This window comes from Phenylobacterium sp. (genome assembly GCF_025934275.1).
Lineage (GTDB): Bacteria > Pseudomonadota > Alphaproteobacteria > Caulobacterales > Caulobacteraceae > Phenylobacterium.
Window position 1 is genome coordinate 1 of record NZ_JAICYI010000027.1, and the last position, 22,250, is coordinate 22,250.

Annotated in this window: 23 protein-coding genes and 1 tRNA gene; 13 read left to right on the forward strand and 11 right to left on the reverse strand. The window is 70.8% G+C overall.

Going from position 1 to position 22,250, the window contains the following annotated elements; genetic code table 11:
- Positions 1-136 precede the first annotated feature (136 nt).
- Both hisN and Q0W60_RS08745 read right to left on the reverse strand, forming a co-directional pair.
- The gene (hisN, locus tag Q0W60_RS08740; RefSeq protein ID WP_297694611.1) at positions 137-973 is read right to left on the reverse strand and encodes a histidinol-phosphatase; all 837 of its coding nucleotides are present in this window, start codon (positions 971-973) and stop codon (positions 137-139) included.
- Positions 974-1,051: 78 nt separating this feature from the next.
- On the reverse strand, positions 1,052-1,429 hold the full coding sequence (locus Q0W60_RS08745) for a helix-turn-helix transcriptional regulator (protein ID WP_297694613.1): 378 nt from the start codon (positions 1,427-1,429) through the stop codon (positions 1,052-1,054).
- Between the two features lie 119 nt (positions 1,430-1,548).
- Here Q0W60_RS08745 and Q0W60_RS08750 point away from each other — a divergent pair, with 119 nt between their 5' ends.
- A complete protein-coding gene (locus Q0W60_RS08750; RefSeq protein WP_297694615.1) occupies positions 1,549-2,463 on the forward strand; it encodes a lysophospholipid acyltransferase family protein in 915 nt (304 codons plus the stop codon).
- Here the strand turns inward: Q0W60_RS08750 and Q0W60_RS08755 are convergent.
- The 3 genes from Q0W60_RS08755 to Q0W60_RS08765 all read right to left on the reverse strand — a co-directional run bounded on the left by Q0W60_RS08755 (position 2,460) and on the right by Q0W60_RS08765 (position 4,869).
- Positions 2,460-2,678, reverse strand: coding sequence for a DUF2093 domain-containing protein (locus Q0W60_RS08755; RefSeq protein WP_297694617.1), 219 nt, complete (start codon positions 2,676-2,678; stop codon positions 2,460-2,462). The genes Q0W60_RS08750 and Q0W60_RS08755 overlap by 4 nt on opposite strands.
- A 28-nt stretch (positions 2,679-2,706) precedes the next feature.
- Positions 2,707-4,152: an exodeoxyribonuclease VII large subunit gene (xseA, locus tag Q0W60_RS08760; protein WP_297694619.1), complete on the reverse strand. Its 1,446-nt coding sequence runs from the start codon at positions 4,150-4,152 to the stop codon at positions 2,707-2,709.
- Between the two features lie 219 nt (positions 4,153-4,371).
- On the reverse strand, positions 4,372-4,869 hold the full coding sequence (locus tag Q0W60_RS08765) for a GcrA family cell cycle regulator (RefSeq protein ID WP_297694621.1): 498 nt from the start codon (positions 4,867-4,869) through the stop codon (positions 4,372-4,374).
- 225 nt (positions 4,870-5,094) lie between these two features.
- Between Q0W60_RS08765 and Q0W60_RS08770 the strand changes: the two genes are divergently transcribed.
- The 3 genes from Q0W60_RS08770 (at position 5,095) to argF (ending at position 8,371) form a co-directional block, all read left to right on the forward strand.
- Positions 5,095-5,916, forward strand: a complete 822-nt coding sequence (locus tag Q0W60_RS08770) for an ABC transporter permease (RefSeq protein ID WP_297694690.1) — start codon at positions 5,095-5,097, stop codon at positions 5,914-5,916.
- A 282-nt stretch (positions 5,917-6,198) separates the two neighbouring features.
- On the forward strand, positions 6,199-7,380 hold the full coding sequence (locus tag Q0W60_RS08775) for an aspartate aminotransferase family protein (RefSeq protein ID WP_297694692.1): 1,182 nt from the start codon (positions 6,199-6,201) through the stop codon (positions 7,378-7,380).
- 25 nt (positions 7,381-7,405) lie between these two features.
- A complete protein-coding gene (argF, locus tag Q0W60_RS08780; RefSeq protein WP_297694623.1) occupies positions 7,406-8,371 on the forward strand; it encodes an ornithine carbamoyltransferase in 966 nt (321 codons plus the stop codon).
- Here the strand turns inward: argF and Q0W60_RS08785 are convergent.
- Complete coding sequence (locus tag Q0W60_RS08785) at positions 8,368-8,937, reverse strand: DUF6580 family putative transport protein (RefSeq protein WP_297694625.1); 570 nt, start codon at positions 8,935-8,937, stop codon at positions 8,368-8,370. The genes argF and Q0W60_RS08785 overlap by 4 nt on opposite strands.
- 151 nt (positions 8,938-9,088) lie before the next feature.
- Between Q0W60_RS08785 and Q0W60_RS08790 the strand changes: the two genes are divergently transcribed.
- Positions 9,089-9,994, forward strand: a complete 906-nt coding sequence (locus tag Q0W60_RS08790; protein ID WP_297694627.1) for an Hsp33 family molecular chaperone — start codon at positions 9,089-9,091, stop codon at positions 9,992-9,994.
- Between the two features lie 106 nt (positions 9,995-10,100).
- Here Q0W60_RS08790 and Q0W60_RS08795 read toward each other — a convergent pair whose 3' ends face one another.
- On the reverse strand, positions 10,101-10,586 hold the full coding sequence (locus tag Q0W60_RS08795) for a surface-adhesin E family protein (RefSeq protein WP_297694629.1): 486 nt from the start codon (positions 10,584-10,586) through the stop codon (positions 10,101-10,103).
- 64 nt (positions 10,587-10,650) lie between these two features.
- Positions 10,651-11,832, reverse strand: a complete 1,182-nt coding sequence (gene metZ, locus Q0W60_RS08800) for an O-succinylhomoserine sulfhydrylase (protein WP_297694631.1) — start codon at positions 11,830-11,832, stop codon at positions 10,651-10,653.
- A gap of 234 nt (positions 11,833-12,066) precedes the next feature.
- Here metZ and Q0W60_RS08805 point away from each other — a divergent pair, with 234 nt between their 5' ends.
- The 5 genes from Q0W60_RS08805 to Q0W60_RS08825 all read left to right on the forward strand — a co-directional run bounded on the left by Q0W60_RS08805 (position 12,067) and on the right by Q0W60_RS08825 (position 17,271).
- The gene (locus tag Q0W60_RS08805) at positions 12,067-13,086 is read left to right on the forward strand and encodes a 2'-deoxycytidine 5'-triphosphate deaminase (RefSeq protein WP_297694633.1); all 1,020 of its coding nucleotides are present in this window, start codon (positions 12,067-12,069) and stop codon (positions 13,084-13,086) included.
- Between the two features lie 19 nt (positions 13,087-13,105).
- Positions 13,106-13,987: a TraB/GumN family protein gene (locus Q0W60_RS08810; protein ID WP_297694635.1), complete on the forward strand. Its 882-nt coding sequence runs from the start codon at positions 13,106-13,108 to the stop codon at positions 13,985-13,987.
- An 84-nt stretch (positions 13,988-14,071) separates the two neighbouring features.
- Entirely contained in the window at positions 14,072-14,515 is a 444-nt protein-coding gene (locus Q0W60_RS08815) for a hypothetical protein (RefSeq protein WP_297694637.1), read from the forward strand.
- 22 nt (positions 14,516-14,537) lie between these two features.
- Complete coding sequence (locus Q0W60_RS08820; protein WP_297694694.1) at positions 14,538-14,729, forward strand: helix-turn-helix transcriptional regulator; 192 nt, start codon at positions 14,538-14,540, stop codon at positions 14,727-14,729.
- Between the two features lie 22 nt (positions 14,730-14,751).
- On the forward strand, positions 14,752-17,271 hold the full coding sequence (locus Q0W60_RS08825) for an outer membrane beta-barrel family protein (RefSeq protein WP_297694639.1): 2,520 nt from the start codon (positions 14,752-14,754) through the stop codon (positions 17,269-17,271).
- Positions 17,272-17,409: 138 nt separating this feature from the next.
- Here Q0W60_RS08825 and Q0W60_RS08830 read toward each other — a convergent pair whose 3' ends face one another.
- Positions 17,410-18,003, reverse strand: coding sequence for an HD domain-containing protein (locus Q0W60_RS08830; protein ID WP_297694641.1), 594 nt, complete (start codon positions 18,001-18,003; stop codon positions 17,410-17,412).
- A gap of 65 nt (positions 18,004-18,068) precedes the next feature.
- A complete protein-coding gene (locus Q0W60_RS08835) occupies positions 18,069-19,157 on the reverse strand; it encodes an NADH:flavin oxidoreductase (RefSeq protein WP_297694696.1) in 1,089 nt (362 codons plus the stop codon).
- Between the two features lie 148 nt (positions 19,158-19,305).
- Between Q0W60_RS08835 and Q0W60_RS08840 the strand changes: the two genes are divergently transcribed.
- Positions 19,306-19,380, forward strand: a tRNA-Gly gene (locus tag Q0W60_RS08840).
- Here Q0W60_RS08840 and Q0W60_RS17395 read toward each other — a convergent pair.
- Entirely contained in the window at positions 19,331-20,407 is a 1,077-nt protein-coding gene (locus Q0W60_RS17395; RefSeq protein ID WP_366075387.1) for an alkane 1-monooxygenase, read from the reverse strand. The genes Q0W60_RS08840 and Q0W60_RS17395 overlap by 50 nt on opposite strands.
- Before the next feature lie 53 nt (positions 20,408-20,460).
- On the opposite strand from Q0W60_RS17395, the gene Q0W60_RS08850 reads away from it, so the two are divergent.
- Entirely contained in the window at positions 20,461-21,528 is a 1,068-nt protein-coding gene (locus Q0W60_RS08850; RefSeq protein ID WP_297694645.1) for a class I SAM-dependent methyltransferase, read from the forward strand.
- Positions 21,525-22,217: an SDR family oxidoreductase gene (locus tag Q0W60_RS08855; RefSeq protein WP_297694647.1), complete on the forward strand. Its 693-nt coding sequence runs from the start codon at positions 21,525-21,527 to the stop codon at positions 22,215-22,217. Before Q0W60_RS08850 ends, Q0W60_RS08855 begins: the two co-directional genes overlap by 4 nt.
- The last annotated feature ends 33 nt before the right edge of the window (positions 22,218-22,250 follow it).

The window sequence follows — 22,250 nt, forward strand, 5'->3', positions numbered from 1 at the left end:
CGCGGCCAAGCCGGCGGCGGCGAAGAAGGCGCCTGCGGCCAAGAAGGCTGCGGCCAGGAAGGCCCCGGCGAAGCGGAAGCCCGCGGCCAGGAAGGCGCCGGCGAAGCGCACGCCGAAGGCCTGAGGCGCGGCTGGCCTAGGCCGCGGCTCTGCGCAGCGCGACCAACGCCTCCTCCAGGCAGGCGCGATCGCCGGCGATCGCCACCTGGCCGCGCCATTTGGCGTCGCGTGCGGCCGGTCGCCCGCCGAGGTCTTCCCCGCGCCAGTCGGTGACCAGGCCGCCGGCGCCTTCCAGGACCGGGATCGCCGCCTCGATGTCCCAGGCCGCGAGTCCCGCCTCCAGCACCAGATCCAGGGTCCCGGCCGCCACCATCGCGTAGGCGTAGGCGTCGCAGCCGAGCCGCGCGAGCTTCGCCGCCGCCCGCACCTGGCTCCAGGCGCCGAGCTCGGCGCCCGAGAAGCACATTTCCGGATCGGTGGTGGCGATGATCGCGTCGGTGAGATTCGGGCAGGGCCTCACCTTCAGCGGTCGGCTCCGGCCGCGGCTCATCAGCCGGGCGCCGCCGGCATGGCCGATGAAGAGCTCGCCGAGGTAGGGCTGGCCGATCGAGCCCAGCACGGGCCGGCCCTCATGCCTCAGCCCGATCAGGGTGCACCACAGCGGCAGGCCGGCGATGAAGGCGCGCGTGCCGTCGACCGGATCCAGCACCCAGACGAATTCCGCATCGGGCCGGTCCTCGCCGTATTCCTCGCCGATGAAGCCGTGCGTCGGATAGCGCTCGGCCACCCGCTCACGGATCGCCCGCTCGGCGCCCTTGTCGGCCTCGGTCACCGGATCGAACGCCCAACGGCCGCCCTTGTGGACCACGCCGTGGTCGCCTCGGAACAGCGGCAGGATGGCGTCCGCCGCCGCGCGGTTCAGCTCCACCAGGAAGGCATCAAGCTCCTCGGTGCGATCTTGCGAGAGCGCCATGGGCGGCGGTTTAGAGCTTCGGCGACGCCGGCTCAATCAACGGTCTCATCCGGGAGCCATGGACGCCCAGGCGGCCGCTCAGCCTTCGGCCTCGCCGCCGTGCAGGGACTTGGCCAGGTCGAGCAGCCGGCGGCGCGGGCGCTCGCCGAGCTGGTAGTAGGCGCGCACGAGGTCGCGCGTCTCCTTGCGGGCGAACACCTCGCCGCCTTCCTCGCGCAGCCGCGACTTGGCGCGGAGTTCGCTCAGCCCCTCGAAGAAGTAGGCGACCGGCACTTCCAGCGCCTCGGCGAGTTGCCACAGACGCGCGGCCGACATGCGGTTGGCGGCGCACTCGTACTTCTGGATCTGCTGGAAGCGCACGCCGCAGGCGCGGGCCAGCTCCTGCTGGGTCAGCCCCAGCAGGCGGCGCCGGCGCCTGAGACGCCGTCCCAGATGCATATCGATGTCGTCAGCCATACTCGGCTTCCCGAAAACGCCCCCGGATCGTCCCGTTGCGGGACGCCTGGCCCGGTCCGCTTCAAGTCGCGCGCCAACGTGGCGTTGCCGAGCGTCGCCGAGCCTGCCTACTAAATTGCATGGCGCACACCCGCCCCTCGTTCCTGCAAGACCTCGCCTGGCGGCTGCAGGCGGCGGCCTACGACGGCCTGACCGCCGTCCTGCGCCTGTTCCCGGTCGATCGGGTGTCGGACTTCGGCGCCTGGCTGGGTCCGATGATCGGGCCGCTGACCAGCCTGAACCAGGTCGCGGAAACCAACCTGAGGATCGCCTTCCCCGAGAGCTCGGACGCCGAGATCGCCCGCCTGCTCAGGGCCCAGTGGCAGGAGATCGGCCGGACCATCGTGGAGTATCCCCTCCTCGACCGGATCACCGCCGAGCCCGGCCGCGTGGAGGTCGTGGGCGAGCAGCGTCTCGCGGGCATAGCGGCCAGCGGCAAACCCGTCGTGTTCATCTCGGGCCACTTCTCCAATTTCGAGGCGATGGCCTGGGCCATCGTGCATGCCGGCGTCCCTTGCCAGGTGACCTACCGCGCGACCAACAACCCCTATTTCGACGAAAGCATCCGCAAGGCTCGCTACCGCTATGGCGTGCGGCGGTTCGCACCGAAGGGCCTGGCGAGCGCGCGCGAGCTGATGCGGGCCATGGCTCGGGGCGAAAGCGTCGCGCTGATGAACGACCAGAAGTACAACGGCGGAATCGCCGCGCCCCTCTTCGGCCGCACCGCGCACACCGCCCAGGGCCCCACGACCTATGCGCTGCGCTTCGGCGTCCCGCTGCAGCCGATGTCGGTGCAGCGCACGCACAGGGCCCGCTTCCGGGTTGTCGTCCACGATCCCATCGAGCTCGCGGATACCGGCGATCGCGAGGCCGATATCGAGGCGGGCGTGCGGCGCGTCAACGCCTTCATGGAGGCGCGCATCCGCGAACGGCCCGCGGAATGGTTCTGGGTCCACAAGCGCTGGCCGAACGAGGTGTACAAGACCCCGCGTTAGGCCTGCGTCTCGCGCCAGCGCTTCAGCGCCTCGGCGGGGCCTGCATAGGCTTCCTGCAGGGGCACGCTCCAGTAGCGGAGCTGTTCAATCGGGACCTTCGCCCCGCTCACCGCACAGAGCACGTAGCGGCCCGGCTTCAGGATGGCGAATTCGCCGTCCCCGTAGTGCAGCACCGCCAGGTCCTGGGCGGCGAAGTCGCGGTCGTGGGCGTTCATGGCGGACTATCTAATCCCCAATTCGCCCTCAGAACAGGTCGCCTTGCGCCGAGGTCGCGGCCTTCGGCTTGGATTTCGCAGGCTTGGCCGGCGGAGCGTCGGCCGCGCCGTCGATCACCGCCTGGCGGGTGACCTGGTCGCCGAACTTGATCGCCACCGGCTCGCCGCCGGCCAGCGAGGCTCCGGCGCGGACGATCGAGCCGTCGCGGCGCGTCACCCGCGCGAACCCGCGCTGCAGCGGCCGCTCCGGATCGACGCTCGCATAGAGCTTGCCGAGCGCGGCCAGCCGCTCGGCGGCCCGCTCCAGCCCCCGCTCCGCCGCAGGCGCCAGGCGCGCCGACAGGCTCTCCAGGCGCTGGCGCTGCACGGCCTGCGGGCGCTGCAGCAGCATCGGCGACAGCCGGGCGGCGATCCGCACCAGGTCACGCTCGTGCGCCGCGGCGTTGCGGGCGAGGGCGGCGCCCAGGCGGCCCGAGACGATGTCGAACCGCTGCTCGGCCAGCCGCACCAGGTCGGGCACGCGGGCCAGCGCCCGCTCCGCATGCGCCACCCGCGCGCGGCGGTCGGCCACCACGCGTCCGCCGCAGCGGTGCATGCGCCCGCCGAGATCGCCGACCGCGGCGCGGAGCTCCGCCAGCACCGGCGTCGCCATCTCGGCCGCCGCGGTCGGCGTCGGCGCCCGCCGGTCGGAGACGAAGTCGATCAGGGTGGTGTCGGTCTCGTGGCCGACGGCGCTGATCAGCGGGATCGTGCAGGCGGCGACGGCGCGGGCGAGCGCTTCGTCATTGAACGGCCACAGGTCTTCCACCGAGCCGCCGCCGCGCGCGACGATCAGCACCTCGGGCCGCGGAACGTCGCCGCCGGCGCCCAGCGCGCAGAAGCCGTGGATCGCGGCGCAGACCTGGGCCGCCGCCTGATCCCCCTGCACCACCACCGGCCAGACCACCACCCGGCACGGCCAGCGGTCGCGGATGCGATGCAGGATGTCGCGGATCACCGCGCCGGTGGGGGAGGTGATCACGCCGACGACCGCCGGCATCGAGGGCAGGGGACGCCTCTTCGCGACCTCGAACAGGCCTTCGGCCGCCAGCCTGGCCTTCAGCCGCTCGAGCTGGGCCAGCAGCGCGCCGACGCCCGCCGCCTCCATGGTCTCGATGACGATCTGGTAGCGCGAGCCGGCCGGATAGGCGGTGATCTTGCCGGTGACCACAACCTCCAGCCCCCGCTCGGGCCGGATGGAGAGCGCCCGCACCTGCGTCTTCCAGACCACCCCGTCGATCGCCGCCCGCTCATCCTTCAGCGTCAGGTAGATGTGGCCGTTGGCGTGGTGGGTGACCTTGGAGATCTCGCCGCGCAGGCGGACGAAGCCGTAGGCGTCCTCCAGCGTCCGCCTCAGGGCGAACGCCAGCTCCGAGACGGAGTAGGGGCGGGCGTTGCCGTCCTCGGCGATCGACTCGGGCGCGACCTCGGTCATGGCCGAAAGGTAAGCCCTCCCGGGGCCGATTCCCAACGCGATGGGCGGCGGCGCCGGCGGGGGTTCCGTCCGGCGCTGAGGGTCCCGGCCTTTCGCTGACGCGAAAACCGGGATGGCGCAGGCGGCGCACGGGGGCTCCAGACGGAAAGGGCGCGCCCGGAGCCGAAGCTCACGGACGCGCCCCCATCCCCAACGGATCGTATGGGCCGATCGCGCCGCCTAGAGGTAGCGGCGGAGCGAGCGGGCGAGCTCGGCGGCGGAGGTCTTCTTCTTGGCCTGCGCCGGCTGGTAGGCGACCTGGGCGTGCTCGTGGCAGTAGGGGCCTTCGTCGGTCCGCCGCCCGCAGAAGGTGAAGCTCTCCAGGGCGGGATCGCCGATCGGCCACTTGCACATGTGGGCGCCCAGCGTCAGGACGGTGGCGGTGCCGGGCGGCTCGTCGACGTAACGAACCGGCGCCGGCTGCATCGCGTGCGCCGCAGGCTCGGCGAGGCGGCGGGGCAGGGACGGCGCCGAAACCGGGCGGGCGGGCCTCGGGGCCTTGAACACCGTGCGGGCGGGCTTCGAGGGCGTCGCCCGGCCCGACAGCCCCAGCCGGTGCACCTTGCCGATCACCGCGTTGCGGGTGACGCCGCCCAGCTGCTTGGCGATCTGGCTGGCCGAGAGGCCCTCCTGCCAAAGCCTCTTCAAAAGCTCGACCCGCTCGTCCGTCCAGCCCATGCTCGCCTCCCCGACGGGCCCCGGCTCACCCCCACGGTCTCCGGGACTCTACATCTTGTGGCGCCCAGCTCTCTCAGCGCCCACCAACCACTATCAGTGGTAAACAACTCCTTAAGGGACACAATAGGCGCCACGGCATTCGTCCACAGGAACTACATCTTGCGTCCTCCCGCCGCAGCTAGGGCCGGGGTTGCGAGCCGGGGCGAGCAGGCGCACATGGGCGCCATGAAGGACATGGCCGTCGCTGACGAAGTCGTTCTGCCGCCGCAGCCGCGCAGCTACGAGGGCGTCAACTGGGTGGGCCTGCAGACCCTCTATCTCCGCGAGGTGCGGCGGTTCTGGAAGGTCGGCATGCAGACGCTGGCCGCCCCGGTGGTGACGGCGCTGCTCTACATGCTGGTGTTCGTGGTGGCGGTGGGCGGCGGCCGCGCCGTGAACGGCGTCGCCTACGGCTCGTTCGTGGCGCCGGGCCTGATCATGATGCAGGTGCTCTCCAACGCTTTCGCCAACTCCTCGTCATCGCTGCTGCAGGCCAAGTTCAACGGCCTGATGGGTGACTTCATGACCCCGCCGCTGACGCCCCTGGAGCACCTGATCGGCTTCGGCCTGGGCGCGGCGACGCGCGGCGTCTTCGTGGGCGGGGTCGCCGCCGTCGCCGTCATTCCGTTCGCGCGGCTGCCGATGGCGGCGCCCTGGGCGATCGCCTTCTTCGGCCTCGGCGCGGCGCTGATCATGGGCTTCGTCGGCATCATGGCCGGGCTGTGGGCCGAGAAGTTCGACCACATGGCCGCGGTCACCAACTTCGTCATCATGCCGATGACCTTCCTGTCCGGGACCTTCTACCTGATCGAGCGGCTGCCCGAGCCGTTCCGCAGCTTCTCCAAGTACAACCCGGTGTTCTATCTGATCGACGGCTTCCGCTACGGCTTCATCGGCCGCCACGAGGGCTCGCTCACCGCGGGCGTGGCGATGACCCTGGGCCTGATCGCCTTCACCGGCTTCGTCTGCTTCCGGATGTTCCAGACCGGCTACAAGATCAAGACCTGACCTCCCTTGAGGGACAGGTCGCAAAGCGGCCAGGGTGGGGATGGGTGGGCCAAATCTCCCACCTCACAGCCTGATCCTGACTCGCCCACCCGGCCCGAGCTCGCTCGGTCCACCCTCCCCTGAAGGGAGGGAAGATTGACAATCCCCCTCTCCGAGCCGAAAAGCCCATGCCTTCCAGTCCCCGGCGCCTGCGCGGCGGGGACGCTGCCGTTCTGGAGGGCTCCTTCGGTGACCGAGAAGACTGCGCAAGCGACGCCTGCGCCCGTTCCCAGCGACCACATCATGGGCGTCTATCAGCGCGCCCCGCTGGCGTTCGAGCGAGGCGAGGGCGTGCGCCTCTATACGGCCGAAGGCGAGGCCTATCTCGACTGCCTGGCCGGCATCGCGGTCAATGCGCTCGGCCACGCCAATCCCAAGCTGGTCAGGGCGCTCGAGGCGCAGGCCGAGAAGCTCTGGCACGTCTCCAACATCTTCACGATCCCCGGCCAGGAGCGGCTGGCGAAGATGCTGACCGAGGCGACCTTCGCCGACGTGGTGTTCTTCGGCAATTCCGGCGCCGAGGCGATCGAGTGCGCCATCAAGACCGCGCGCAAGCACCACTGGGCGAACGGGAATCCCGAGCGCATCGACATCATCGGCTTCGACGGGTCTTTCCATGGCCGCACGCTGGCGGCGGTGAACGCCTCCGGCAACCCCAGCTACCTGGAGGGCTTCGGCCCGCGCATGCCGGGATTCCTGCAGCTGCCGTTCGGCGACCTGGACGCCATCCGCGCGGCGGTGGTCGAGACCACGGCCGCCATCATCCTGGAGCCCGTGCAGGGCGAGGGCGGCGCCCGCGCCTGGCCCGATGCGACGCTGAAAGCCATCCGCCAGCTCTGCGACGAGACCGGCACGCTCCTGATCTACGACGAGATCCAGTGTGGCCTCGGACGCACCGGGACGCTCTTCGCCTACGAGTGGCTGGAGGGCGCGGCCGATCCCGACATCATGGCGATCGCCAAGGCGCTCGGCGGCGGCTTCCCCGTCGGGGCGTGCCTGGCGACGGCGCACGCCGCCAACGGCATGACGCCCGGCTCGCACGGCTCGACCTACGGCGGCAATCCGCTGGCCATGGCGGTGGGGATCGCCTCGGTGGAGGAGCTGGTGAAGCCCGAGCTCCTGGCGCATGTGCGCGAGGTGGCGGGCTATTTCACCCAGCAGCTCTCCGGGCTGAGGGACCGCTACCCCGATGTCGTGGTCGACGTGCGCGGCAAGGGCCTCCTGATCGGCATCAAGCTCGCCACGCCGAACCGCGAGTTCATGCAGCACGCGCGCGACCAGCACCTGTTGATCGCCGGCGGCGGCGACAACTGCGTGCGCCTGCTGCCGCCGCTGGTGCTCACCCTCGAGGAGGCCCGCGAAGCCGTCGAGCGGTTCGAGCGCGCCTGCGAAACCGCCCGAAGCAAGGCCAGGGCCGCGGCCTAGATTCTTCGCCGGTGGGGAATCCGATTTGACGCAATCGCCAAGACACTTCGTCGACCTCTGGAAGCTGGAGGCGGCGGACCTGCGCGCGATCCTGGATGACGCCAGGGCCCGCAAGGCCGCCCGCGACGGCTGGCCGATGGGCCGTCCCGACGCCGACAAGCCGGCCGAGCACCGGACGCTGGCGATGATCTTCGAGAAGCACTCCACCCGCACGCGGTTCTCGTTCGATGCGGCCATGCGCCAGCTGGGCGGCAGCGTGATCATCTCCAACGCCTCGGACATGCAGCTCGGCCGCGGCGAGCCGATCGAGGACACCGCCCGCGTGCTCTCGCGCATGGTCGACGCCATCATGGTCCGCGCCAACATCCACGAGGACCTGGAGCGGCTGGCGATGAACGCCGCCGTGCCGGTGATCAACGGCCTTTCGGACAAGGGCCACCCCTGCCAGCTGATGGCCGACCTGCTGACCATCGAGGAGCACTGCGGTCCGGTGGCCGGCAAGACGCTGGCCTGGGTCGGCGACGGCAACAACATGTGCGCGAGCTTCATCCACGCCGCGCCGAAGCTCGGCTATCGCCTGAACATCGCCAGCCCTGCGGTCTACCATCCGGACCTGGTCGATCTCGCCCGGGCGGCCGAGCAGCAGGGGATGGTCGCGACCACCCACGATCCGCGCGAGGCGGTGGCGGGCGCCCACGCGGTGATTACCGACACCTGGGTCTCGATGGGCGACACCGACCACGACGAGCGGCTGGAGGCGCTGGAGCCCTATCAGGTCGACGAGGAGTTGATGGAGCTCGCCGACCCGCGCGCCATCTTCCTGCATTGCCTGCCGGCCCACCGCGGCGAGGAGGTGACCGACGAGGTGATCGACGGCCCGCAGAGCGTCGTCTGGGACGAGGCGGAGAACCGCATCCACGCCCAGAAGTCCATCCTCGCCTGGTGCTTCGGGATAGATCTGACCCATCCCCCCGTGGGGAGGGAAATCTAGGCCGCGACCGCCGCCGCCCGGACTTCGCGGCGCCTCATGACCTCCAGGACTCCCAGGCCGAGCGCTCCGAACAGCCAGTCGCCGATCAGGGTGCCGCGGAAGAAGGGCAAGGCGGCGGCGTAGCATTCCGACAGCCCCTCGAGCGTCTTCGGGTAAGGCGGCGCGTTCAGGAGCGCGCCCCCCGACAGCCAGACGCCGAAGTTGCTGATCAGGAAGAAGATCACCGGCGCCGCGGCCACCGCCCCCAGCTTCCAGCCGAGCGGGCGCTCCGCCAGGACGCGGGCGATCGCCGCCACGACGGCGAAGGCGAGATAGTCGAACACCCGGCCGGCGTGGATCGGGTGGCCATCGTAGGCCAGGTTCAGGATCACGTCGGAGACGAACAGGCCTGCGAAGGGCGCCGCGATCCAGGCCCAGCCGGTTCCCAGATAGAGCCCGCCCAGCACGAACATGGCGCCCACCGGCGTGAGGTTCGGCAGGTGCGGCGCCAGCCGGTAGATCGCCAGCCCGGCGATCGCGGCCAAGGCGGCGATGCGGCTCAATCCGAAGGCTTGCAGCTTGGCCATGTGCGGTCCCCTGGGTTCGCCGTCCTATAGCGCGCGCCGGCCAGGCGGCCAAATGCCGGCGGTTGAGGCCTGCGGCTTTGCGGCGCCTTCCGCCAGGCGTGCGACACAGGCGAGCCTCGAATCCCGCCAACCCCACCCTATATGCGGCCGGATGCCTTCCTCCCTTCCCGATGACCTGGTCGGCGCCTTCCAGATCGAGGGCGAGCCGGTCCGCGGCCGGCTGGCGCGCCTGGGGCCGGCGATCGATGAGATCCTGACCGGCCACGACTATCCCGAGAGCGTCGCCAATCTGCTGGGCGAGGCCTGCGCGCTCGCCGCCCTGGTGGGGTCGAACCTGAAGTTCGACGGCCGGCTCATCCTGCAGGCCCAGGGCTCCGGACCGGTTCGCTTCGTGGTCGCCGACTACGACACCTCCGGCGGCCTGCGCGGCTACTGCCGCTATGACGGGGCGGCCGTGGAGCAGGCCGCACAAGGTTTCCAGCGGCCCGGCGCCCGCTCGCTGCTCGGCGAAGGCGTGTTCGCCATGACCGTCGACCAGGGCCCGGACATGGACCGCTACCAGGGCGTCACCCCGATCGAGGGGGAGACGCTGGCGCTCTGCGCCGAGCAGTACTTCGCCCAGTCCGAGCAGACGCCCACCCGTATCCGCCTGGCGGTCGGCCAGGCCGACGAGGGCGAGGGCGTCCGCTGGCGGGCTGGCGGGGTCCTGATCCAGCACATCGCCGCCGACGATGCGCGCGGCTCGACGCAGGAGGCCTGGATCCGCACCCAGGCGCTGTTCGAGACGCTCGGCGAGGACGAACTGATCGATCCGCGGCTGGCCTCCGACACCCTGCTCTGGCGGCTCTTCCACGAGGACGGCGTCCGCGTCTTCGGGTCCAAGCCGCTGCGCGCCTTCTGCCGCTGCAGCCAGCATCGCATCGAGAACGTGCTGAAGTCCTTCCCGCCGGAGGACCGTGTCGACATGGTCGAGGCCGACGGCAAGATCCGCGTCACCTGCGAGTACTGCAGCCGGGTCTACGCGGTCGAGCCCACCAGTCTCGACGAGGCGGCCTGATTCCTCCTCCGAAGGGGGAGGTGGCCCAGGGGGCCGGAGGGGTTTCCTCCGCAAACAAGCGGCACACCCTCGGTCGCTCCACGACAGCTCCCCCTGAGGGGAGCAACTACTTCCCGACCGCCTTGCAGACCGCCTGGATCGCCTCGGCCTCGGCGCCGACCGGATCCTGCCAGGTCCGCTCGTCGGTCACCCGGGTGGCGATCTCGCCCTCGAGGTTGTTGCCGGTGAAGATGGTCATGCGGGTGACCGCGAGGCGACGCGCCATGCAGTCCACCGCCCAGCGCGCCAGACCTGAGCGCGCCAGCCCGGCGCTGACCCGGATCGGCCGGAAAAGCTCGGTGCGGACATCGGCTTCCGCGAGGCCGTCCGGGGTCCTGCGCACGCCGCCGGGGGCGGTGAGCTTGACGCCCTCGCGGTCGTAGGCGAGCAGCGTCCACATCTCGCCCTGCACATAGGCCTGCGTCCAGGCGAGCACGGCCTCGCGGTCGAGGCTGGCCGGAGCCGGGATCTCGACCGGGGCGGGCGGCTGCGGCTGCAGGCTCGGCCCCGGCGTCGGGGCGGCGAGCGCGAGGGCGGCGAACAGGCTCAGCATCGCGGCAAGCTTCTCACGATCCTCTAAACCCCGTCACCCCGGGCTTGTGCCGGAGAGGGCGAGATCAGGCCGCATCCAGCGCGCGGCTCACGTCGCGCGAAAGATCGTTCGCCCCTTCCAGGCCGACGCTCATCCGCACCCAGCCCTCGGTCAGCCCGATCTCCAGCCGCTCGGCTTCCGGCATGGAGCGGTGGGTGGTGGTGGACGGATGCGTCGCGATCGACTTGGCGTCGCCCAGGTTGTTGGAGATGTCGACGATCTGCAGCGTGTCCAAGAACCGCCAAGCGGCGGCGCGGTCGCCGAGGTCGAAGGCGATCAGGTTGCCGCCGCCGGTCATCTGGTTGGCGATGATCGCCGCCTGCGGATGGTCCTTGCGGCCGGGATAGATGACCCGCTTGGACTTGGGATGCTCGGCGATCAGGTCGGCGATCCTGGCGGCCGTCTGCGTCTGGCGCAGCACCCGCAGCTCCAGCGTCTCCAGTCCTTTCAGCAGCAGCCAGGCATTGAATGGCGACATTGCCGGGCCGGTATGGCGCAGGATGTCGCGATAGGCCTCGCGGATCACCTTCTCGGATCCCAGGATGGCGCCGCCCAGCACGCGGCCCTGGCCGTCGATGTGCTTGGTGGCCGAATAGACGACCACGTCGGCGCCCAGCGCCAGCGGCTTCTGGAAGATCGGCGTCGCAAACACGTTGTCGACGATCAGCTTGGCGCCCGCCGCACGCGCGATCTCCGCCACCGCCCCGATCGGCGCGACCTCGAGCAGCGGATTGGCCGGGCTTTCCACCAGCAGCACCTTGGTGTTCGGCCGGACCGCGACGCGCCAGGCGTCGACGTCGGGGCCGTCCACATAGGTGGTCTCGACGCCGAACCGCGGCAGCAGGTTGGTCAGGATCCAGCGCGAGGAGCCGAACAGCGCGCGCCCGGCGATCACGTGGTCGCCGGCCCGAAGCAGCCCGATCAGCGAGGCGTGCACCGCCGCCATGCCGGAGGCCGTGGCGCGGCACATCTCGGCGCCCTCGATCAGCGCCAGCCGCTCCTCGAACATCGCCGTCGTCGGGTTGCCGAAGCGCTGGTAGATGAAGCCCGGCTCGCCGCCGAACCGCCGGTCGGCCGCCTCGGCGGAGGGATAGGCGAAGCCCTGCGTCAGGAACAGGGCCTCGGAGATCTCCCCATATGGCGAACGGGCGATGCCGCCGCGCACGGCCCGGGTCTCGATCTCCCAATCGCGCGGATCCTCGGCCATGGCGGGCCTCCCTTCGAACGTGCGGGCAGGAACCGCAGGCGAAAGGCGGCGTCAAGGCCAGGGTTTTCCGCGACGCTTGATGACCCTTCACCCGCAAGCGGCATCCGGCCCTCGCGGCCGCATCGAGGGGCGGAGTCCGCCGGCGCTGCTGGACCGCGGTCCGATCGTCGCGTTCCCGCGGGCGCGCGAGCAAGCCTTGCAAGACTCGGCGTCTCGGCTAAGGCTGCGTCGCCCATGAGCGAGCCTGAGCGCCCGGGCATCCTGCCCTGCCAGTCCATCGATGCGCTGATCGCCGCCGGCGCGATCGCGGCCGACAACCCCTTCGAGCCCGACCAGGTGCAGCCGGCGAGCCTCGACCTGCGGCTCGGCGCGCGAGTGTGGCGGGTGCGCGCGTCGTTTCTGCCGGGCGAGGGGCGCAAGGTCGCCGAGCGCATCGGCGAGGTGGCCATGCACGAGCTCGACCTCGTCGCCGGCGCGGTGCTGGAGCGGGGCTGCGTCTACATCGCCGAGCTGCAGGAGCGGCTGGCGCTCCCGCCGGGCATCTCGGCGCGGGCCAACCCGAAGAGCTCCACCGGCCGGGTCGACGTGTTCGTGCGCCTGCTCTCCGACGGCGGGGCCTTCGACGACGTCGTCGAGGGCTACCGCGGCCCGACCTTCATTGAGATCGCGCCGCAGACCTTCTCCGTGCTCGTGCGCCGCGGCACCCGGCTCAACCAGCTGCGCCTGAAGCGCGGCCAGCCGCCGCGGCTGCGCGTCGAGAGCGTCGGCGTCGACCTGTCGGACGGCATCGCCGGCTTCCGCGCCCGCCGCCACGCGCCGGTGGTCGACCTCGACAAGGAGGACGGCCACGATCCGCGTCACTACTGGGAGCCCTTGATCCCGCGCGACGGCCAGCTGCTGCTCGATCCCGGCGAGTTCTACATCCTGGCCTCCAAGCAGGCGGTGGAGATCCCGGTCGACGAGGCGGCCGAGATGACGCCGATCGATCCTTCGGTGGGCGAGTTTCGCGTGCACTACGCCGGCTTCTTCGATCCGGGTTTCGGCACCGACGAGGCGCACGGCAAGGGCTCGCGCGGCGTCCTGGAGGTGCGCAGCCACGAGACGCCGTTCATCCTGGAGGACGGCCAGACGGTGGCCCGGCTGGTCTATGAACCGCTGACCGAGCGGCCCACGCGGCTCTATGGCGACCTAGGGTCGCATTACCAGCGACAGGGCCTGAAGCTATCCAAGCACTTTCGAGCGTGGGGCGAGTGACGGCCCCAGTGGTGGCCGAATGCCGAGCTTGTTCAAAGCGTTGCTGTCTGCGGCCGCGGTCCTGATCGCCAGCTTCGGCGCCGTGCAGGCCGCCGCCGCCGCCCCGGCCATGTGGCTGGTGAAGTCGCCCCATTCCGCGATCTATCTGTTCGGCACCCTGCACGCGCTGACGCCCGGCGACCGCTGGCGCACCCCGCTCTACGACGCCGTCTACGCCAAGGCACAGACCCTGTGGTTCGAGACCGACGTGGCCGGCGCCGATCCGCTCGCGGTCCAGAACCTGGTCGCCCGCTACGGCGTCGACCCGCAGCGCACGCTGAGCCAGAAGCTGCCCGCCTCCGACGTCGCCACGCTGAGCCGCACCGCCAACCTTTCGCGCCTCGACCACCTGCGGCCCTGGGCGGCGGCGCTGGTGCTCTCCATGCAGCCGGTGATCGCGCAGGGCGGCAAGGTTGAGGCCGGCGCCGACATCGCGGTGACGCGCGAGGCCCGGGCCGGCGACAAGCACGTGAAGTTCTTCGAGAGCCTGGAAGACCAGGCGCGCCTGTTCGCCGACCTTCCGGAGCCGGCGGAGGTCCGCTACCTCTCCGACGTGTTGAAGGACCGCGCCCGCCCGCACCGCAGCCTGGCGCGCCAGGAGCCCTTGGAGCAGGCCTGGCTGGACGGCGACCTGGCGCGGCTGGGCCCGGCGCTGGTCGGCCAGATGAGAACCCAGAATCCGGCGCTCTACGAGGCGCTGCTCAAGCACCGCAACGAGCTCTGGGCCGCGCGGCTGACTGCGGAGCTGGCGACCGGCGACAGGGTCGAGCTGGTCAATGTCGGCGCTCTGCACATGGTCGGCGACGACGGCCTGCCGGCCCTGCTCGCCGCCCGCGGCTACACGGTCGAGCGCGTCCAATAGCAAGCGAAGCCGACAAAATGTAAGGCGTGCTTGACTAGCGGATTGTGTCGTGTTTCCTTGTCAATAAGGCAAGGAGACTGTTCTATGCTCGATCGACACAACCTTCGACTCTGGGCCTACAGCGGGGTCGCCTTCATCGGCGCGATCCCGATCATGGTGGCGCCGCACTATCTGATCGGCCCCGGCCATCCCGCCGGCGATCCTCTGCGCATCGTGGTGATGACGGCCAGCGCGGTTGCGGCGGTCGCCTGGGGCTTCACCTTCGCGACGCTGGGGTTCCGCCACGCCGACGAATACATCCGCGAACGCTCGAAGTTCGCCTGGTACTGGGGCGGCCTGATCGGGATCGCCGCCAGCGCGCCGGTCTACGCCTTCGTGGGCCTGGGCGGGCAGCACTGGCTGAACCCCGCCAACCCCATGGGAACGCAGGTCTTTCACGCCTTCGCTCTGGGATACAGCCTGCCGATCCTGGCCCAACTTCTCGGGTTCATCGGCGTGTATCTCTGGTGGAAGGCGACCAAGCGATGAGCGCCAAGCCGTGGAGGTTTCGGTGAAGAACCGCCTGAAAGTGCTCCGCGCCGAGCGCGATTGGAGTCAGGCCGACCTCGCCCAGCGCCTGGACGTCTCGCGCCAGAGCGTCAACGCCATCGAGACCGGCAAGTACGACCCGTCCCTGCCGCTCGCCTTTCGCATCGCGCGCCTCTTCGACATGCCTATCGAGGCGATCTTCCAGGACGCATAGTCGAGCAGGGGGCTCGCAGATCATGTTCGACCGCTTGCTACCGACGGCGCTCGCCTTCGCCGCCGCTGCAGCTGCGCCCGGCCTCGCCCAGGCGCAGGAGGCCCCCGGCGCCTGGCACGGCGTGCTGATCGCCGGGACCGCCATCTTGCGCGTGGTTGTCAAGGTGACCGCCGGCGCGGACGGCAAGCTCGCCGGCGAGTTCTTCTCCATCGACCAGAGCCCCAGGGGTTTCGCCCTCTCCGATGTGAAGGCCGCGGGCGGGAGCCTCTCCTTCAGCCTGCCGCAGATCTCCGGCAGCTTTGAGGGCAAGTGGGATGCGGCGCGCGGCGCCTGGGTCGGAACCTGGAAGCAGGGGCCCGTCAGCCTCCCGCTGACCCTGGCCAAGGGCGGGTTCCCTGCCGAGGCGCCGAAAGTGGCCGCCCCGCCGCCACCTGCGGCCCGGGCCAAGCCGCCCCCCGGCAAGACCGTCGAGGGGCTCACGGTGCAAGGTCAGGCCCAGACCGGCACGCGGATCGATATCGACCGGCGCAGCTACGACATCACCAAGGACCTGCAGGCTCAGACCGGCTCGATCGCCGACGCGTTGCGCAACATCCCCTCGGTGCAGGTGGACGTGCAGGGCAACGTCTCGCTGCGGGGCGATCCCAGCGTCACCATCATGATCGACGGCAAGCCCTCGAGCCTGTTCAAGGGACCCTCGCGCGGCACGGTTCTGCAGAACCTCCCGGCCAACGCCTTCGAGCGCGTGGAGGTGATGACCAATCCCTCGGCGGCGTTCCGGCCCGACGGCACGGGCGGCATCATCAACCTGATTCCCAAGAAGGCGCGCCAGCTCGGGCGCGCCGGCTCGCTGCGCGCCGCCGTGGGCGGAACCGACAAGTACCAGATGAACCTCAACCTCTCGCAGGTGGGCAAGAAGCTGACCCTGTCGGGCGACGCGTCCTGGGCGCATGAGAAGCAAGAGGTCGACATCACCGACCACCGCTCGAGCCTCGATCCGAAGAGCGGCGACTTCCTGGCCAGCACCCAGGCCACGGCGCTCACCCAGACGGTTGACGTGCTCATCGGCCGCGCCGCCTTCGACTACGACCCGGACGCCAAGACCCGCATCTCCGGCGAACTGCGCGGCACGGTGATCCACCTCGACGGGAGCGACGCCACCGACTTCACCAGCCAGGCGCCGGTGACGCTTGCGCCGATCGGCTTCACGCGCGACGGCAAGATCAGGCTGCAGCGCAACAACCTGGCCGCCAACGGCAGCTGGCGGCGCAAGTTCGGCTCCGACCCGGACCACGAGCTCGTCGTCGACCTCACCCAGGAGCACAACACCGACCGGCTCGACCGCGACGACTTCCTGGCGGGCCACGGCCTGCCGGACCGCGCGGAAAGCCTGCGCAGCAACACCGACGCCGACCAGAGCCACGTCAAGGTCGACTACACCCGGCCGTTCGCCGACGCCGCCAAGCTGAAGACCGGCTACGAGCTGGAATACGACGCTTCGAGGTTCGACAACTTCGGCGAGACCGGCCTCACCGAAGCTGCCGAGGCGCCGGACCCGACGCTCATCGACGCCTTCAGGTTCGACCAGGCGATCAACGGGATCTACGCCACCTACCAGCGCCCGTTCGGCAAGCTGACGGTGCTCGGCGGCCTGCGCCTCGAGGACACCCGGATCGACCTGCGCGACGACACCACCGGCTTCCGCGGCTCCAACGACTTCACCCGCTGGTACCCATCCCTGCACCTCGCCTGGAAGCTGGACGACGCTCGCCAGCTCACCGCCAGCTATTCGGAGCGGATCGCCCGGCCGCAACCGTCCGACTACAACCCGTTCCACGTCTTCCAGAGCCCGTTCACCTTCTCGGCCGGCAACCCCGACCTGAAGCCGCAGATCACCCACTCATTCGAGCTCGGCTACCAGTTGAAGAAGGGCTTCAGCTACTATCTCGCCACCCTTTACTGGCGGCAGAACGAGAAGGGCGTGACCGATGTCGTGCAGGACATCGGCGGCGGCGTCTTCCTGACCACCAAGCAGAACCTGTCCTCCAGCCGCAACGGCGGCCTGGAGCTGGTCGCCGCGAGCCGGCTGGGCTCGAAGTGGAGCTATCAGGTCAGCGGCGACGCCTTCTGGAACGAGATCGACGCCTCGGCCCTCGGCTTCCCGGACAAGCGCTCCGACTGGACGCTGTCGGCGCGGGGGTCGCTCACCTACCGGCCGACGCCCAAGGACACCTTCCAGCTGGTCGGCAACCTTTCCGCCAAGCGGCTCACCCCGCAGGGCTTTCACGAGCCGTTCAGCGGCTTGTTCGCGGGCTATCGCCACCAGTTCAACAAGGACTGGTCGGTCGCGATCTCGGCCCGCGGCTCCCTCAAGGACACCCTGGTGATCGACACGCCCACGCTGCACGACCGCATGGAGACCCGCGCGAACCTCCGCGCGGTCTTCGTCAGCCTCACCTACAGCTTCGGACGGGGCCCGCGGAAGGACACAGGCATCGACTACGGGACCACTGGCGTCGGCGCCGGCGGCGCGCCGCGCTGACTTCAGCCGTCATCGGGGTCAAAGCGTCGCCAGGCGGCGCGAAGAGTCGCGACCCGGGGGCGGTGCGCACGGCCGCCGCGTCCCGGATCGGCCCTTCAGACCGCCTGGGATGACGGCTTTGTGCCCGAAGTCATGCGCCTAGGCGGTCTCCCGCAGATAGATCGACCGCTTCGGCGCAGCCATCACGCGCCTCAGCATCGGCTCGAAGGCCTCCAGCGGCATCGACTCGTAGGCCGGGTCGAAGGCGCTCTGGTCGTAGCGGTGGCAGAACTGCGCGCAGTGCTCGAAATGCGGATGGCCGCGGTATTGCTCGCGCATGTCGCGGTCGAGGCCGATGTGGTGGAAGAAGTAGTAGCCCTGGAAGACGCCGTGCTTCTCCAGCATCCAGTGGTTCGCCTCGGAGACGTAGGGCTTCAGGATGCAGGCGCCGAGCTCGGCGTGGTCGGCCGGCATCAGGATGTCGCCGATGTCGTGGATGAGCGCGCAGACCACGTACTCCTCGTCGCGACCGTCGCGGTGGGCGCGCGTGGCGGTCTGCAGCGAGTGCTCGAGCCGGTCGACGGCGAATCCGCCGTGATCGCCCGCCAGCAGCTTCAGGTGGGCGAGGATGCGGTCGACGTGCTCGCCGCGGTGGGCGGCGCTGGCCCGGCCGATCGCCTGCCAGTCCTCCAGCGTGCCCTCGGTCATGGCGTGGAACTTGGCGCGGGTCTGGACGGCGGCGTCGTCGGCCATGGCGGCCTCCTTGTGAGCGTGATCGGCGATCAGGGTGCGGCGCGACGGAGAGCGCGTCAACGCGCCTATTCCGCCGCCTGCTTCTCCGGCTCTTCCACGAAGCCCTTCCACGAGCGCATGTAGCCCACGAATTTCTCCGACAGGCCCTCGGCCCGCAGGTGCGCCTCCGGGACCGGCCGGGCGATCGGCTCGAAGTCCGGATCGGCGGCGTAGAGCTTCGGATAGTCGTGGTGCAGGATCGCGGCGCGGCCCAGGAACACGAAATCCATGCCGCGCTCCAGGCAGGCGCGCACGTCGGACCCGCTCATGATCTTGCCGGCGCAGCCCAGCCGCACCTTCCCCCGGTCGAGCTCGGTGAAGTAGCTCATCAGCGTGCGGCCCTGGAATTCCTCGTCGGCCGGCTCCTTGGCGTAGTCCCAGAGGCTCATGTCGAGGTAGTCGATCCGCCCCTCGGCCATCACCTCGGCGGCGAGCGCGACGATCTCCGGCAGCTTCAGCTCGAAGCGCTCCGGCGACAGGCGCAGGCCCAGCGAGAAGTCCGCCCGGCAGCGCTCGCGGATGCCCGCGATGATCTCCTTGATCACCCGGCTGCGGTTCTCGGGCGAACCGCCATAGCGGTCGGTGCGCCGGTTGAGCCCCTCGGAAAGGAACTGGCACAGGATGTAGCTGTGCGCCCCGTGGATCTCGACGCCGTCGAAGCCCGCCCGCTCGGCGCGTTGGGCGGCGGCCGTGAAGTCCTCGACCAGCTGCTCGACCTCGGCCGTCGAGAGCCCGCGCGCGCCGGTCGCCTCGTCGTCGGAGGGCCCGACCGGCGCCTGGCCGATCAGCGCCTTCGGGCTGCGAATGCCGGCGTGGTGCAGCTGCACGACCGCGACCGAGCCCTCGGCCTTGATGGCCTGGGCGAGGCGGGTCATGCCGGGCAGGTGCTCCTCGCCGAACACCCCGAGCTGGCCCGGAAAGCCCTGGCCCTGGCGCTGCACGTGGGCGGCGCAGGTCATGGTCATGCCGAAGCCGCCCTTGGCCCGCAGCGTCAGCCAGCGGAACTCCTCGTCGGACAGCACGCCGTCGGGATGGCTCTGCAGGTTGGTGAGCGGCGCCAGCGCGAAGCGGTTCTTCATCGCCGGGCCGTGGGCGAAGGTCAGCGGCGCAAGCACGTCGGTCAAGCTGGGGTTCCCCTCGAACGCTTGTTTGAGAGATGGGTCATAGCCTCACTTCCGCAACGGCGCCAAACCCCGCGTCCGCGACCGATCGGCGCCGCGCTTGAGGGCCACGGCCCGAGCCGCTATGCATCGCGCCTGCGACGCGGGCGTAGTTCAGAGGTAGAACGTCAGCTTCCCAAGCTGAATGTCGTGGGTTCGATTCCCATCGCCCGCTCCAGCATCGCCCGCGCGCGCGGGTCCATGACGCGGCGCCAGAGCGGCGGGACGAAGGCCATCAGCAACGCGGCGGCGTAGCCGCTGGGCAGCTCCGCCGCGCCGGGCAGCGGCTCCAGCGCCTGGTAGGGCCGCTGGGTCAGCCGGTGATGGTCGCTGTGGCGGCCCATGTTGAACAGCGCGGCGTTGTTCATCCGCCGGGCCGAGTTCCAGGAATGCTGCGGCCCGAGCGGCTCCGGCCGCCCCGAGGCCGCATCACGGCGCGTCAGGCCGTAGTGGGCCACGTAGTTGAAGGCCTCCAGGAGCCCGATGGCGACGATGGCGCTCACGGCGACGAAGGCCAGCGCCCGCAGGCTGACCATGCCGAGGCCGATTGCCAGCAGGGCCTCCAGCGCGAGGTAGCCGAGCACACGGTTGCCGGGACCGATCGGGCGGCGGCCCGCGCGCCGCAGCCGCTCCGTCTCGAAGCGCCAGGCCTCACCGAACTGGCCTGCGATCGAGCGCGGCAGGAAGGCGTAGAGTCCCTCGCCCAGCCGCGCGCTGGCGGGATCCTGCCAGGTGGCCGCCCGGCGATGATGGCCGTGCACGTGGGAGATCCGGAAGTGCATGTAGAAGACGCTGCCCAGCAGCGCGAGGCCGAGCGCGCGCTCCGCCGGCGCGCGGCTGTGGATCATGTCGTGGGCGGCGACGAAGCCGAACACGCCGAGGGTGACGCCGGCGGAGACCGCCAGGCCCGCGGCCTCGGGAAGGCTCGTCCCAGGCCGCGCGGCCAGCGCCGCGGCCCAGGCGAAGGCGGCGATCTGCAGCGGGATGTAGAGCCAGAGGATCAGCCGATGCCCGGCTCCCGCGCCTGCGCCCGCGGACGCCCGCTCGTCGCCGAACACGGCGTCGAGGCCGGTCAGGACCAGCGGCGTGGCGATCACCGGGGCGAGGGTCCAGGCGCCGCCCAGCCAGCCCCCGAGAGGCAGCAGGGCCAGGAAGCCGAACGGCGTGCAGTACCTCAGCGCCGCCATGCGGCCCTCGCGCAGCATCGTTCCCCTTGACTGCCGAAACGTACATCGTTCCGTTCCGTTGAGGTACGTAGATGAAAATCGGCGCGATCCCCGAGACCCCGCTCGAGTGGCTGGCCCTGAAGCTCGGCCTGGCGCCGGAGCCGCTCGCCGACACCCACGGGGCGATGCTGCTGGCGCGCACCGTCATGGCGGGCGCGGAGCTCGGGGTGTTCGACGCCCTCGCCGCGAAGCCCCTGACCCGCGACGAGACCGCCGCGGCCTGCGGCACGGCGGCCGGGCCCACCGAGCTCCTGCTGGATGCGCTGCTCGCCTGCGGCTACCTGCGGGCCGAGGGCGGCCGCTTCGGCCTGACCGCCCGGTCGCGCAAGTGGCTGCTCAGCGACGCCCCGGCCTCGGTCCGCGACAAGCTCCTGCTGCAGACCATCGAGTGGCGCTGGCTGGGCGAGCTGGAAGCCTTCGTGCGCAGCGGCCGGCCGCTGGAGTTCCACGACGCGATCTCGCCGGCGGAGCTCGATCTCTACCACCGCGGCATGCGCGCGCTGGCGCAGGTGGCCGGCGGCGAGGTCGCCGTCCGCACGCCGCTACGCTCCGGCGCGACCCTGATGCTCGACATCGGCGGCTCGCACGGCCACTACGCCGCGGAGATCTGCCGCCGCCATCCCGGCCTGAGCGCCGAGGTCATGGACCTGCCGGAGGCGGTGGAGGCTGCGGCGCCGATCCTGGCGCGCGAGGGGCTCGGCCAGCGGGTCGTCCATCGCGCCGGCGACGCGACGAGCGCGGACCTCGGAACCGAGCGCTATGATCTGGTGCTGATGTCGAACCTCGCCCATCACCTGGACGCCGGCCAGAATCTCGACCTCGCCCGCCGGGTGGCGCGCGCGCTGAAGCCCGGCGGCGCCTTCGTGATCCAGGAGCCGGCGCGCGCCGAGGCGCCGGGCCGCGCGGGGCAGGTGCCGGCGCTGCTCGGCCTCTACTTCGCCATGCAGAGCCGCCCCGACGTCAGGACCTGGACGGTGCGCGAGATGGCGGGCTGGCAGGCGGCCGCGGGGCTGCGTCCGCGGCGTGCGGCGGCCCTGCGGACGGCGCCGGGCTGGGTGCAGCAGGCGGCGATTCGCAGACCTGGGGAGACCGCGTCATGACCACCGTCCTCGTCACCGGCGCGAACCGCGGCCTCGGCCTGGAGTTCGTGCGCCAGTACGCCGCCGACGGCGCGCAGGTGATCGCCTGCTGCCGCGATCCGCAATCGGCCGATGCCCTCGGCCGCATCGCCAAGGCCTCCGACGGCCGCGTGCGCATCCTGCCGCTGGACGTGGGCGACGCGGAGTCCGTCGCCACCCTGAAGGCGGTGCTGGGCGAGGAGCCGATCGACATCCTGATCAACAACGCCGGCGTCGGCGGCCCGCGCGAGCAGTCGGCCGGCAAGATCGACGCGGGCGGCTGGCTGGCGGCGTTCCTGGTCAACGCCATGGCGCCGGTGCTGATCGCCCAGGCGCTGCACGACAACCTCGTGCGCGGGCGGGAGAAGAAGCTGGTGGCGATCACCAGCCAGCTCGGCTCGACGGCGAACAACGGCGGCGGCCGCTATGTCTATCGCTCCACCAAGGCCGCGCTGAACAACGCCATGCGCGGGCTGTCGCGCGACTGGGCGGGCGAGGGGATCGCCGTCGGCATCTTCCATCCCGGCTGGGTGCGGACCGACATGGGCGGCAAAGGCGCGCCGCTGACGCCGGACGCGAGCGTCAGCGGCCTTCGCCGGCGCATCGCCGAGCTCTCGCCCGCGACCAGCGGCGCCTACCGCGACTACGCCGGCGCGGAGCTGCCCTGGTAGCGCCGCAAGCAAGCGGCGGGGCCCTGCGGCCCC

Coding starts and splice junctions, on each gene's coding strand:
- hisN (WP_297694611.1), bottom strand. CDS start 973: ATGGCGCTCTCGCAAGATCGCACCGAGGAGCTTGATGCCTTCCTGGTG.
- Q0W60_RS08745 (WP_297694613.1), bottom strand. CDS start 1,429: ATGGCTGACGACATCGATATGCATCTGGGACGGCGTCTCAGGCGCCGG.
- Q0W60_RS08750 (WP_297694615.1), top strand. CDS start 1,549: ATGGCGCACACCCGCCCCTCGTTCCTGCAAGACCTCGCCTGGCGGCTG.
- Q0W60_RS08755 (WP_297694617.1), bottom strand. CDS start 2,678: ATGAACGCCCACGACCGCGACTTCGCCGCCCAGGACCTGGCGGTGCTG.
- xseA (WP_297694619.1), bottom strand. CDS start 4,152: ATGACCGAGGTCGCGCCCGAGTCGATCGCCGAGGACGGCAACGCCCGC.
- Q0W60_RS08765 (WP_297694621.1), bottom strand. CDS start 4,869: ATGGGCTGGACGGACGAGCGGGTCGAGCTTTTGAAGAGGCTTTGGCAG.
- Q0W60_RS08770 (WP_297694690.1), top strand. CDS start 5,095: ATGAAGGACATGGCCGTCGCTGACGAAGTCGTTCTGCCGCCGCAGCCG.
- Q0W60_RS08775 (WP_297694692.1), top strand. CDS start 6,199: ATGGGCGTCTATCAGCGCGCCCCGCTGGCGTTCGAGCGAGGCGAGGGC.
- Q0W60_RS08785 (WP_297694625.1), bottom strand. CDS start 8,937: ATGGCCAAGCTGCAAGCCTTCGGATTGAGCCGCATCGCCGCCTTGGCC.
- Q0W60_RS08790 (WP_297694627.1), top strand. CDS start 9,089: ATGCCTTCCTCCCTTCCCGATGACCTGGTCGGCGCCTTCCAGATCGAG.
- Q0W60_RS08795 (WP_297694629.1), bottom strand. CDS start 10,586: ATGCTGAGCCTGTTCGCCGCCCTCGCGCTCGCCGCCCCGACGCCGGGG.
- metZ (WP_297694631.1), bottom strand. CDS start 11,832: ATGGCCGAGGATCCGCGCGATTGGGAGATCGAGACCCGGGCCGTGCGC.
- Q0W60_RS08805 (WP_297694633.1), top strand. CDS start 12,067: ATGAGCGAGCCTGAGCGCCCGGGCATCCTGCCCTGCCAGTCCATCGAT.
- Q0W60_RS08810 (WP_297694635.1), top strand. CDS start 13,106: ATGCCGAGCTTGTTCAAAGCGTTGCTGTCTGCGGCCGCGGTCCTGATC.
- Q0W60_RS08815 (WP_297694637.1), top strand. CDS start 14,072: ATGCTCGATCGACACAACCTTCGACTCTGGGCCTACAGCGGGGTCGCC.
- Q0W60_RS08825 (WP_297694639.1), top strand. CDS start 14,752: ATGTTCGACCGCTTGCTACCGACGGCGCTCGCCTTCGCCGCCGCTGCA.
- Q0W60_RS08830 (WP_297694641.1), bottom strand. CDS start 18,003: ATGGCCGACGACGCCGCCGTCCAGACCCGCGCCAAGTTCCACGCCATG.
- Q0W60_RS17395 (WP_366075387.1), bottom strand. CDS start 20,407: ATGCTGCGCGAGGGCCGCATGGCGGCGCTGAGGTACTGCACGCCGTTC.
- Q0W60_RS08850 (WP_297694645.1), top strand. CDS start 20,461: ATGAAAATCGGCGCGATCCCCGAGACCCCGCTCGAGTGGCTGGCCCTG.
- Q0W60_RS08855 (WP_297694647.1), top strand. CDS start 21,525: ATGACCACCGTCCTCGTCACCGGCGCGAACCGCGGCCTCGGCCTGGAG.